The organism is Specibacter cremeus (assembly GCF_003946885.1).
Classification (GTDB): Bacteria; Actinomycetota; Actinomycetes; order Actinomycetales; family Micrococcaceae; genus Specibacter; species Specibacter cremeus.
The window spans coordinates 42,345-53,879 of sequence record NZ_RWKQ01000030.1; the positions used below are offsets into that span (position 1 = coordinate 42,345).

Annotated in this window: 11 protein-coding genes; 1 reads left to right on the forward strand and 10 read right to left on the reverse strand. The window is 70.5% G+C overall.

What is annotated here, in order from left to right:
- Positions 1-14 precede the first annotated feature (14 nt).
- The 3 genes from EJC77_RS12640 to EJC77_RS12650 are packed head-to-tail and all read right to left on the reverse strand — an operon-like array spanning position 15 to position 4,476.
- Positions 15-2,639 (reverse strand): multicopper oxidase domain-containing protein, encoded by a 2,625-nt coding sequence (locus EJC77_RS12640; protein ID WP_125613145.1) that lies wholly within the window; start codon positions 2,637-2,639, stop codon positions 15-17.
- The gene (locus tag EJC77_RS12645) at positions 2,636-3,766 is read right to left on the reverse strand and encodes a hypothetical protein (protein WP_240630209.1); all 1,131 of its coding nucleotides are present in this window, start codon (positions 3,764-3,766) and stop codon (positions 2,636-2,638) included. The genes EJC77_RS12640 and EJC77_RS12645 overlap by 4 nt, the downstream gene beginning before the upstream one ends.
- Positions 3,763-4,476: a helix-turn-helix transcriptional regulator gene (locus EJC77_RS12650; protein WP_205787237.1), complete on the reverse strand. Its 714-nt coding sequence runs from the start codon at positions 4,474-4,476 to the stop codon at positions 3,763-3,765. The genes EJC77_RS12645 and EJC77_RS12650 overlap by 4 nt, the downstream gene beginning before the upstream one ends.
- A 64-nt stretch (positions 4,477-4,540) precedes the next feature.
- Here EJC77_RS12650 and EJC77_RS21115 point away from each other — a divergent pair, with 64 nt between their 5' ends.
- Positions 4,541-5,299, forward strand: coding sequence for a DUF2249 domain-containing protein (locus tag EJC77_RS21115; RefSeq protein ID WP_164520407.1), 759 nt, complete (start codon positions 4,541-4,543; stop codon positions 5,297-5,299).
- A 97-nt stretch (positions 5,300-5,396) separates the two neighbouring features.
- Here EJC77_RS21115 and EJC77_RS20730 read toward each other — a convergent pair whose 3' ends face one another.
- The 7 genes from EJC77_RS20730 to EJC77_RS12690 all read right to left on the reverse strand — a co-directional run bounded on the left by EJC77_RS20730 (position 5,397) and on the right by EJC77_RS12690 (position 11,432).
- Positions 5,397-5,972 carry an HD-GYP domain-containing protein gene (locus EJC77_RS20730; RefSeq protein WP_125613149.1) on the reverse strand — a complete coding sequence of 192 codons (576 nt, stop codon included), beginning with the start codon at positions 5,970-5,972 and terminating at the stop codon, positions 5,397-5,399.
- A gap of 423 nt (positions 5,973-6,395) precedes the next feature.
- Positions 6,396-6,812 (reverse strand): DUF3151 domain-containing protein, encoded by a 417-nt coding sequence (locus tag EJC77_RS12665; protein WP_125613151.1) that lies wholly within the window; start codon positions 6,810-6,812, stop codon positions 6,396-6,398.
- Complete coding sequence (gene fbaA, locus EJC77_RS12670) at positions 6,813-7,835, reverse strand: class II fructose-bisphosphate aldolase (protein ID WP_125613153.1); 1,023 nt, start codon at positions 7,833-7,835, stop codon at positions 6,813-6,815.
- Between the two features lie 91 nt (positions 7,836-7,926).
- On the reverse strand, positions 7,927-9,924 hold the full coding sequence (locus tag EJC77_RS12675) for a S53 family peptidase (RefSeq protein WP_240630211.1): 1,998 nt from the start codon (positions 9,922-9,924) through the stop codon (positions 7,927-7,929).
- 186 nt (positions 9,925-10,110) lie between these two features.
- Positions 10,111-10,413, reverse strand: a complete 303-nt coding sequence (locus tag EJC77_RS12680; protein ID WP_125613155.1) for a hypothetical protein — start codon at positions 10,411-10,413, stop codon at positions 10,111-10,113.
- The gene (locus tag EJC77_RS12685) at positions 10,413-10,706 is read right to left on the reverse strand and encodes a hypothetical protein (RefSeq protein ID WP_125613157.1); all 294 of its coding nucleotides are present in this window, start codon (positions 10,704-10,706) and stop codon (positions 10,413-10,415) included. Before EJC77_RS12685 ends, EJC77_RS12680 begins: the two co-directional genes overlap by 1 nt.
- An 84-nt stretch (positions 10,707-10,790) precedes the next feature.
- Positions 10,791-11,432: a TrmH family RNA methyltransferase gene (locus EJC77_RS12690; protein ID WP_125613172.1), complete on the reverse strand. Its 642-nt coding sequence runs from the start codon at positions 11,430-11,432 to the stop codon at positions 10,791-10,793.
- Between the last annotated feature and the right edge of the window lie 103 nt (positions 11,433-11,535).

The following is an 11,535-nucleotide window of genomic DNA, read 5'->3' on the forward strand; positions in this document are numbered from 1 at the left end:
GGCTTGCTCAACCGTCAGCCGGTCACCTTGAACACCCCATGGGCGCCGCGTTCGGCGTCGACCATGTAGTGCGAGACGAACGGGTAGCTGCCGGCCTGGGGGAACGAAAGCTCCACGAAGCCGCCCTGGGCCGGGGCCAGCGCCAGCGCCTGCGACCCGGCCGTGGGGTCGTCGGATCCGTCCAGCAGATAGCGGCCCTCGCTCCACACCGCGCTGAACTGGCCGCCCACCACGTGGAATGACGTCGCCCGGTTGGGCCCGGCGTCGAGCACCCAGATGCGCACCTTCTCGCCCACCTTGGCCGCGAGCGGTCGGAAGTCGTACTGGTTGGCGTAGCCGTTGAAGACCACGGCGTCCGGCTTGTCCGCCTGGATCTTTGCCAGGTCCGCGACGCCGCCCTGCGGTCCCAGGTACAGCTCGGACTGGATGAGCACGTACTCCTTGGTCACCGGGGGCAGGTTTGGCGGGTCGATGATCACGGCCCCGAACATGCCGTTCGCGATGTGCTGGCTCATGGGCATGGTGCTGCAGTGGTACATCCAGATCCCGGCGCGTGTGGCCGTGAACGTGTACGTCAACCGCTCTCCCGGGTTGATGGTGCGCATGGGCCCGTCCGGGGCCAGCGCGCTGGCATGGAAGTCGATCGAGTGGCCCATGGTGCCGTCGTTGAGGAGCGTGACCTTGAACGTGTCGCCGACCTTCCCGCGCAGCGTGGGCCCGGGCGCCGCGCCGTTGAACGTCCACAGCTTCTGCTTCACGCCCACGGCCACCTCCTGCACCTGCTCGGTCACCTTCATGGTCAGGTTGTGCACCGTGCCGGGCGGCGCCGGGGGCAGGACGGCGTCGTGCGCGGTGAATCCGGCGCCGGGGTCCTTCAGGAAGTCCAGCAGGCCCGCCGCGTTCGGCGCGGCAGGCGGGGCGCCCGCGTGGTCCATGCCGGGCATGCCGCCGGCCCCGGCCGGGGTCGGGGTCGGGGAGCCCGTGGCCACGATGCTGAACACCATGCCCTGCTGCCTGTGCCCGGCGACGCTGCACCAGCCGTCCATGCCGGCCCCGATCACACCCACGTCGACGGTGGTCGACTTGCCCGGGTAGACCCGACCGGATTCGGCGCCGCCGGCCGTGACCAGGTCGTGCACCATGGCGTCCTGGTTGGTCAATTCGATGACGAGCCGGTCCCCCACCGGGACGTCCACGGTGGACGGGTGGAAGCGCATGTCCTTCATGGTCATCGTCACGGTGGTCGTGTGCCCGCTGGCCGCCACCGCCGCGGCCGGGCGCCCCGTGCCCGCCAGCCCCGGCACGGCGGACGGGTCGGCCAGCACGCCGGCCACCACTGTGAGGACGACGACGGCGGCACCGGCCGCCGCCATGCCCAACCGGCGGCGCGGGGCCGGGTCGGGCGCGCGGCGGGCATCGCGCCCACGGTGCGCGCCGGCGTCGTCCGCGTCCGCAACGGGGGCCCTGGCGGCCAGCGCCATGACCAGCAGCGGCAGCAGCCAGGCCAGCCCCACCAGGACCAGGAAGGACGTGCCGACGCGCACCAGGGACGGCACCGGCAGCAGGGACAGCAGCAGGCCGGCGTTGGCCAGCACGACGCGCAGCCAGGCGGCCCTGTCCAGGATGGCCGCCCGCTGCCTGACCCGGGCCGGCCCACCGCCGAGCACCATGGGCACCAGGTACGTCAACGCCGCACCGAGCACCTGGGCGGCGAACCCGGCCGCGAACACGGGCGCGACGGTCCCGATGGCGTCGTGCAGATCCGTCCAACCGCCCGCCGTCGCCACGAGGGCCGCCAGCCAGACCAGCGATACGGCAAGCCAGGCCAGGGCGGCCAGCGCGGACGCCGGGGCGAACGTCGTCGGCGGTTTCGCCCGGGCGGCCCGGAGCAGCGGCACGCACACGTACACCACCCCGGCCAGGTACACGAGCAAGCCCAGGAAGCACAGTTGACGGGCACCCGATGCGGCCCCGGACGCCGTGATGAGGACGCCGGCCAGCAGCGGCGCCAGGGCGTTGCGCGCCACCGAGTCGGCGCCGTCGGCCACGCGTGTGCGCAGCATGGTGGGCAGCAAGGTCATGAGCGTGCCGAGCACCGTCAGGCCGACAAAGCCGAGTACGTTCACGGTCAGGTGCACCAGCAGCAGCCGGGCGTGCGCCTCCTCGCCCGGGTTCGCCGCGAGCGCCGCCCCCACGCCCGCGCCGACGGGCAGCAGCAGGCAAGCGGCAATGTAGTACCGGACCGTGGCGCCGAACCGTGACGGCAGGGCGGTGCGCGCCCGCAATCCCAGCGCCACGGCGTGCGCGGCGACGGCCCCGCCCACCAGGACGCTGCCGGCCAGGGTCAGGAACCACCAGCCGGCCGGGACCGCGACGACGACCGCGGCCACGGCCACGTTCAGCACCACCAGACGCGCCGCGAGCCCGGTGCGCGGCAGCGACGGCCCGCGCAGCAGCGCCTCGGCGAAGTGCCAGCTCCACACCAGGATCGAGTTCGTCACGGCGCCGAGGAACAGCAGGTGCACCATGAGCCAGCCGGAGTCCGGGATATCGCGGTGGATGAGCACCACCGCCACGAGCGCCGCCAGCCAGCCCACGGCCGGAGCGTTGGCGCGCAGGTGCCAGCTGGCCCGGTTCATGCCGCCACCTGCGACGGGCGGGTGCCCTGCCGGACGGCAAGGGCGGCGAACAGCAGGATCGCGGCGACGTTGAGCACGCCGCCGCTCGCCCACGCGTCATGCACGCCGGCCGCGTCGCCCAGGCCGAGCCGGATCAGCAGGGACAGGTGCAGCAGGCCGGCCGGCGGCCAGAACGCGGGCGTGTACGGCAGCGGTTTGCGCAGCACGGCCGGCAGGATGACCGGGGCGTGCGCCATGATCATGGAGATCGTGAAGCCGAGGAACACTGCGTGCACGGTGGCGTCGTAGGCGCCGCCGTCGGGGACGCCGCCGTGCAGGCTGAGCACGACGGCGGCAATCGCCAACCAGCCGTAGCCGGCCAGCAGGCAGGCGGCAATGTAGCGCGGCAGCCCGGTGGACCGGATGGTCTTCACGGCGACGTCGTGCCTGCCCAGCCACGCGACCAGGGCGAGCAGGCCGAGCCCGAAGAGCGGATACCCGGCGGCCGGCCACAGGATCGTCATGACGGTGGCGGCCAGCAGCACGAACGACAACGCGACGAGCAGCGGCTCGGCGTTCGGGCTGCCGATCCCGATCCGGGCCAGTTCCAGCCGTTCGCCGGCGATGGTCAGCACGACGAAGGCAATCAGGAACGGCAGGATCACGGGGATGGCGGGCACCCGCAGCCACAGGGCGGCCGCGCCGATGGCGGCGACGGAGCCGAGGATCTGGATGAGCACCACGGAGTCCTGCTGGCGTTTCCACAGCGGGATGTAGACGACGGTCATGGCGATGGTGCCGGCCAGCAACGTCGCCCGACCGATCCACAAGGGGAGCGGGGCGACCAGCAGCAGGCCGCCCACGCCCAGCAGCGCCGGGGACAGGTAGCCGGCCGGCTTGCCGAGGGCCACACAACGCTCCAGCGCGATGACCGTGCCGACGAAGCCGAGCACGAGCAGCATGCCGTGGATCTCGGGGAACCTGTCCAGCGTGACGGGTGCCGACGCGCCGAGCAGCTGCAGGCCCGCATCCAACCCGACCAGCAGGGCCGCGCCGGCCGGCAGCAGGAACAACAGCCGGATGGCGGGTTTGCGCAGGACGGACGGGTGCCGGCGGGGACTCGTGGCCCCGATCGCCCGGGCGTTCACGAGGCGGCCGTGGCCGGCAGGTGCAGCGCGCAGGATCCTGGGCGGGCGAAGGGGACCAGGCGGACGCCTTCCGCCGGCAGCCCGGTGCCCTCCAGCAGTCCGCGCACCAGACCCAGGTGCACGGCGCAGACGACGTCCGGGTTGTTCCGGGCGGCCGCCAGGATGGGGCAGACCGTCAGCGCCAGTTCCGTGGCGGCCGGGTTGGCGTCCACGCCGAAGCCGGCCTGCCGAAGGTGTTCGGCCACCTGCAGCCGGACCGCCCGGGGCCGGCGGGCAGCGGGCGCGACCCCCGGCAGTGGCCGTGCCCCCCGGAGCGCGTCGGCCCATTGGCGTCCGGCCTGTTCCCCGTCCGCGGCGGGCGAGGTGCTGGTCGCCGCGATGTGCGCGGCGAGGACGCCCGCCAGGGCGGCATAGCCGGCCGGCGCGGCGTCGGGCAGGGCCGGCGCGTACAGCCAGGCGGGCCGGCCGCGGCCGGCGCGTGCCGCCGTCGTCCGTGTGGCCAGTCCGGCGGCGACCAGCGCCTCAAGATGTTCGCGGACCGTGTTCGCGTGCTGCCCGGTCGCGGCCGCCAGGGCGTCGACGCTCAGCGGAGCGGCGGCGCCGCGCAGCCGTTCCAGTACTGACGCACGCGCCTTGGAGATCGGTGCGACGGGCTCGGTGCCGCCCGGCCGGGGTCCCTGCGGCGACTTTCCAGGCAGATTGTTTTCCACGGAATTTATTGTAGTAATATGAGCGCACAATCGCCATTCCGGCGGTGAACGGAAGGTATGAATCGTGAACAATCTTGTGCTTGCCTCCTCTCCGGCCGAGGCGGACGCCCTGGAAAAGGCACGCGCGCGGCTGGCCGAAACCGCCGGCACCCTCGGCGTGCTCACCGCCAACGTGCAGGCCTCGGCTGCGAATGCCACCGGCGGCGACGTCGCCGCCGCCGACCAGGCCAAACTCGTGGACTTCGCCGAGCAGGAGTTCCTGCCGCTCTCGGCGTCACTCATCGCGGCCCTGGCATCGGCGGGCGCCACGGATGCGGGCGCGGCCGCCCTGGCGGCGGTGGGGGCCCGGCTCAGCGCGCGGGTCTCCGAGGCGGCAAGGTTCCTTGCGCGCCAGGATGCTCCGCAACGTGTTGCGAGTGCCGCCGCGCGGGTGCGGGAGGCCGGCGGCGCGTTCCTGGACCAGGCCGCCGAACTGGGCCTGCCGGTGCTGGCGCAAAGTCCGGCCGTGGACCTCGCTAGGGTCCTGCCCGCCGCAGCGGTCCCGGACGCCGCGGCCCCGGGAACGGGCGGGTGCGCCTGTGGCGGCCACGACGAGCCGGGCCCGTCCGAACTGGACACGCGGGTCATCCCGCACGCCATCCGGCACGCAACGATTTTCGGCGCCCTCGATGGGCTTGGCACTGGGCGCGGCATCCTGCTGGTCGCCAACCACAATCCGCTGCCCCTGCTGGCACAGCTGGAACAGCGCGCGCCCGGCCGTTTCACCGTCGACTACGTCGAAAGCGGGCCGGAGGTGTGGCGGCTGAGCATGGTCCGCCGCTGAACCAAGAATCCGGTGGTCGAGCCTGTCGAGACCCGAGCGAGTGCCGCTGGACACGGCCCCCGCTCCCCACCCACCCGCCAGGGCCGGCAGCCGCGGATCATCTTGCGAGGAACGAGCGACCGCCCCGTTTCCAGCCGGCGGCAGCCGCCATGACGGTCCGTCCACCGGCCACTGTGCGCGGGACCGGCACGCCAACCGGAGTAGGACAGGACGATCGGCAAACGAGTGGGCAGTAACTGCTCGTTTGCGAACGAGTGGGCAGTAGATGCTCGTTTCGACCCGATTGTGCCGGATTTTCGACATCTACTGCCCAGCAGTTGCGTCGTCGACATCTACTGCCCAGCAGTTCCGGACCGGCCAGCGGCGCATCGGGCGGGGCCGACGCCAGGGCGGCCGTCCATGAGTCCACGGACACGAGCCCGTCCGTCAATGCTTGGGCATCCTCGCAGAACAGGTCCGCAAAGTCGGGATCGAATTGGGTTCCCCGCCGTTGCCGCACCACGGTCCGGGCCGCGTCAACGCCGCCGTTGCGGACGTAGATCTCCGAGACATCGGCAAGATGGGTGACGCGCATTTCCAGCGGGATCCCGGTCCCCGACCGTCCGTCGGGCAGACCCTTCCGATCCCAGCGTTCAAAGGTGCAGGCAAGGACGGGCGGCACCTGCGCATCCATGCCGAGCGTGGAGGCGAGCCGGCCGCGCGGAACGCCAGGTCATCACCGAACAGTCCGGTCAGCTCGAAGGAGTCCGCGTGGCAACCGATCCATGCCAGCAGGGTCGTGGCGAAGATCCGCTCCCGGCAGCCACGGTCCAGCTCCAGCCGGTCCGCCAGGCGTTGGGCCAGGATCGAGGACCGGAGCATGTGTTCCATGGGCTGGCCCAGGCCCAGGTCGATGGCCAGCGAGATGGCCGCCAGGACCTCGCAGCGACGCGGTCGAGCCGGTGCCCGGTGATCGAGCTTGTCGAGATCGGGTTTCGACAGGCTCAACCCCGGGGGTCTCGACAGGCTCAACCACCGGGGGTCTCGACAGGCTCAACCACCGGGGGTCTCGACAGGCTCAACCACCGGGGGTCTCGACAGGCTCAACCACCGGGGGCTACTGCGCCTCGATGGCCGCCTGCGCCGCCGGGTCCGAGTCGATGAGGAACTTGCCGATCCGGGCGGCCTCGTCCGCCTCGCCGATGGCCCCGGCGGCCCGGCCCAGGGCGTACAGCGCCCGCAGGAAGCCCCGGTTTCCCTCATGGTCGTACGGGACCGGTCCCGCGCCGCGCCATCCGTTGCGGCGCAGCGCGTCCAGGCCGCGGTGGTAGCCGGTGCGCGCGTACGCGTACGACTCGATGGTGCGCCCCTGGGCGAACGCCTCGTCGGCCAGGATGGCCCACAGCAGCGACGACGTCGGGTGCGCGGCGGCCAGGTCGACGGCCTCCTCCCCGGCCGCCAGGCGTGCGGCCACGTCCTCCTCCACGGGCAGCAGCGTCGGCTCCGGGCCGAGCAGGTTCTTGCCGAATTCCATTTACTTGTTCGTCTTCCCCGCCGAACCGAGCTGCGCGGCGGCCTCGACGACGCGGGCGGCCAGGCCCTTTTCGGCCAGTGCCCCCCACACGCGCGGGTCGTACGTCTTCTTGTTGCCGACCTCGCCGTCGATCTTCAGCACGCCGTCGTAGTTGGCCATCATGTGCCCGGCCACCGCGCGGGTGAACGCGTACTGCGTGTCGGTGTCGATGTTCATCTTGATGACGCCGTAGGAGACGGCGTCGCGGATCTCCTGCTCGGTGGAGCCGGAGCCGCCGTGGAACACCAGATCGAACGGGTTCGTCTTGCCGAGCTTGGCGCCGACCTGGGCCTGGATGTCCTTAAGGATCTCCGGGCGCAGCTTCACATTGCCCGGCTTGTACACGCCGTGTACGTTGCCGAACGTGAGCGCCGTGATGTAGCGGCCGTTCTCGCCCGAGCCCAGCGCCTCGACCGTGGCCAGTCCGTCGGCCACCGTGGAGTACAGCTTGTCGTTGATGGCGTTCTCCACGCCGTCCTCCTCGCCGCCGACGGCGCCGATCTCGACCTCGAGGATGATGTGCGCGGCGGACGTGCGGGCCAGCAGTTCGCGGCCGATGCGCAGGTTCTCCTCGAGCGTCTCCGCGGAGCCGTCCCACATGTGCGAGTTGAAGATCGGGTCGCGGCCGGCCTTGACCTCCGCCTCCGAGGCGGCCAGCAGGGGCAGCACGAAACCGTCCAGCTTGTCCTTCGGGCAGTGGTCGGTGTGCAGGGCCACGTTGACCGGATAGTTCTTCGCCACCTCGCGGGCGAACGCCGCGAACCCGAGGGAACCGGCCACCATGTCCTTCACGCCGGCGCCGGACCAGTACGCGCCGCCGCCGGTGGAGACCTGGATGATGCCGTCGGAGCCCGCATCGGCAAAGCCCTGCAGCGCCGCATTGAGTGTCTGCGAGCTCGTCACGTTCACCGCCGGGTAGGCGAAGCCGCCGGCCTTGGCGCGGTCGATCATCTCGGCGTACTTGTCCGGTGTTGCAATGGGCATGGAAAGCTCCTTGGGCTAATCGGTGTGGCTTCCCCCATCGTAGTCATTGCCGCCGCGACACCGCCGAAGATGAAGCGCCGAGCATGTTGGGTCACCTCCCGTAGCCGGTGACGGCGAGCGCGAACCGGTAGCTCATGCTCCCAACGCCGGTCACGTCGTCGTACCCCTTGGCTGTGGCCAGCGACGTGTCCTTGTCCATGGACAGCAGGTAGTTGTTGCCCGACCGGGCCGACGTGTACGCGAGGATCGGCTGGTGGTTCCGCGGCACGACGTCGGTGAACGCCCACGGCCCGCTCCGGTCCACGGCGTAGATGGCCGGGTTGGCGAACCCGAGCACCGTGCCGGACACCTGCTGGGCGACGGCCATTTGCCCCGCCGTCAACGGGCACGCCAGCGACGTGCCGCCGAAGGTCTTGATGGTGAACGGGTCGGTGGCCAGCGTCGCGTTGTCATTGATGGGGCTGATGCCGATGACGTACCCGGTGTACGGGTCGGCCAGCGACGCGATGTCCGGGGAGACCCGGTTGCCCTGCGACAGGGAATCCGGCACGACGCCCTTCTGGTAGCCCGGCTCGGCGAACACGGCGCTCACGCCGCCGCCGGCCCCGCCGCCAAACAGGGTGCCCGGCAGCGGTGCCGCATAGGCGCCGTTGGCGAACTTGTCCAGGACGTTGCCCCAGCCGGTCTCGAACAGGTAGCGGCCGCGCTGGTCCACGGCCAGGCTTGTCCCGCCCACGGCGGTGACCCATGGCGAACTGGCCGGGAAGTCCGGCGACGCGTAGCCGAGGTTGGCAACCTCATCCCCGTTGTCGCCGCTGGAGAAGTACAGCCCGACGCCCTCGCCGGCGGCCTGCAACTGGATGGTGACCTCGCCCGCGATCACGTCCGCGGGCACGGCCTCGCCCCGGTTGCTGTAGCTGTTCGAGACGATGTTCGCCAGCTTGTGGTCCAGGATCGTCGACATGGCAATGTCCAGCCCGCCGCCGCAGTTGAAGCCGCCAACGTACAGGATGCCGGCACCCGGCGCGGCGCCGTGCACGGAGTCGACGTCCAGGGTCTGCTCGCTCTGCCACCCGCTCGGGAACTGGCACAGCGCCTGGTCCGAGAACTCGGAGGGCGCCGGCACGATCTGCTGGTAGCTGGCCGAGTCCATGGCCGGCAGGCCGTATTTGGCCGAGTACGTGTTGACGTCGGAGAGCATGGTCGGCGACGCGTACGCGTCGATGATGGCCACTCCCTGGCCGCGCCCGTCCGGGGCGTGCCCGTGCCGGCCGCTGTTGCCCGGTTCCGCGTCGGCGAGCAGGCCCTTGCCGTAGGCCGACTGGATCTGCGATGGCGTGTAGCCGCAGATGAACGTGTTCGCCTCGGTCCGGCCGTAGGCCGGCGGGATGGCGAACCGGTGCTCGCCGTAGTAGGTCGAACAGACGGCCCTCTGCGCCGGCGCCAGCGTCGCGGCCTCCGGCGTGTGCGGCAGGCCGGCGCCCTGTTCCAGGGAATCCGGCCGGGTCAGCAACCGGCCCTGGTCCACACTCAGCCCCGCCACGGTGGCGGCGACGGCGGCGGGCAGGCTGGGAATCGACGCCGGCCCCACGAGCGTGGTGCCGTGGAAATTGTAGTTGTGCAGGTCGGTGCCGAACGCGCCGTTCACCTGCGCGGCGGTGCCGCGGAACACCACGTACAGCCGGCTTTCCGGGGTGCCGGTGATGGTCAGGCCCTTCGCCTCGAGGTGATCGACGACGGCGGCATAGTCGCCTCGGGTGGGTGAGAAGCGCCCGATCCACCGGGACGGGGAGAGCCAGTCCTGGTAGTGCCGGTTGGCGGGGTCCGAGACGGCAGCGGCCAGGGCCGTGGCCCCGGCCGCGTCACGCAGGTGGAGGTAGACCTCCCCCTCGACGGTGGTGCCGGCCGCGGCCGCGCCCTGGTCGTTGGCCGGCTGCGCCCACGAGGGCACGGCCCCGGGGAACGAGGTGTCCGGCGATGGCGGGGCCGCCAGGGCCCCGGTGGTTCCCAGCGCCATGGTGCAGGCTGCGGCCGCGCCGATGGCAAGGATCCGGGAAGCAAAGGATACGGAACGCTGAGACCTTTTCATGAAAGTTTCTTTTCCCCCGTCGGACGCCCTTTGCGTCCGCCCACCCCAGAGACTAGGCCCGTTCGCCGCCGGCTGGCTAGGGTTTCGGCCCGACCGGTTGCCCGAGCACATGCAGGCGGATCCACGCGTGCATTGCGATGCCACTCCACGACTTCGCTTCGAGTCCTCGTCCGCTTGAAGCGCCGGTCAGTCCTTGGGGTGTGGAGTGATGGCGAAAACGGTGATGACGTTCCGACCGGGCCCATAGTGCCAGTAGATCCTCCATGCGGAGGGGGTGTTGTTCTCCACGTACGAGTCCCAGACCTCTTCACCGTTCACCCCGGACAACGAGCTGTACTTGTGCGAGCTCAGACCGGGATACCGGGGATCCTGTTGCAAGCGGCCAAGTGCACGTTGAACCTTTCTCAATTTCTTCTCGAGATGACCATCCGACCTGAGCAGGTCAAGTGCCGCCTCGGCTTCAGGGGTGAAAAGCAAGTCGAAAGCCATCAGTCGTCGTCTTCGCCCCCGTCGGCGAACTGCGTGAAATCGCCGAGGCTGCGCGCTTGACCGGCGGCGGATTCGAGGAGGCCGCGGCTGAGAGCCTCCCTCACCTGGGTGTTTTCCCACACGAGGAGTTCTCGCTTGGGGATCGACACCAACGGCGTCAGCAGGATGGCGCCTTCTTCGTTGACTGCGACCGCGTAGCGGTCGTCCCGTCGCACGCCGGCCTTGCCGACGGCGATGCGTGAGCGCTCGTCGGCGCTGACTTCGCCGACCGGGGTGAACTTGGTGCCGTTCATGGGTTGCTCCTTGGTGGTGCTTGTCGCAAGCATACTCCAAAAGCAGAGCATTACCCATATACCCACAATGGGTCCATATCGCGGCTAGGGGGTCGGCGCGACGTGCTGGTTGAACACGTGGCGGCGGATCCAGGCGTGCATGGCGATGCCGGCCGCCGCGGCGGCGTTGATGGACCGGGTGGAACCGAATTGCTCGATCGACAGCGTGGCCTCGGCGGCGGCGTGCACCTCCTCGCTCAGCCCGGGGCCCTCCTGGCCGAACACGAGCACGCAATGGCGCGGCAGGTCGTAGGTTTCCAGCTGTTGGGAGTCCGGGAAGATGTCGATGCCGATAATGGCCAAGCCCTCGGCCGTGGCCCAGGCGGTGAAGTCCTCCACGGTCGGGTGGTGGCGCACATGCTGGTAGCGGTCGGTGACCATGGCGCCGCGCCGGTTCCACCGCCGTCGTCCGATGATATGCACCTCCTTGGCCAGGAATGCATTGGCCGTGCGCACGACCGTGCCGATGTTCAGGTCGTGCTGCCAGTTCTCGATCGCGATGTGGAAATCGTGCCGGCGCTTGTCCAGGTCCGCGATGATGGCGTCCATGCGCCAGTACCTGTACTTGTCCAGCACGTTGCGCCGGTCGCCGTCGGCCAGCAGCTGCGGATCCCACCGGTCCCCGTCGGGCCAGGGCCCCTCCCACGGGCCGACGCCCACCTCGTGCTGGGGCTCGGCGGCGGGCATTTCGGTAGCGTCGTTCACCCATTAAACCGAAGTTACGTGGGCTTTCTGCCCGGTTTCGTTGAGTTTCCGGGTGGAAAGCCTTCTTTCGGCCTAAATATGTAGT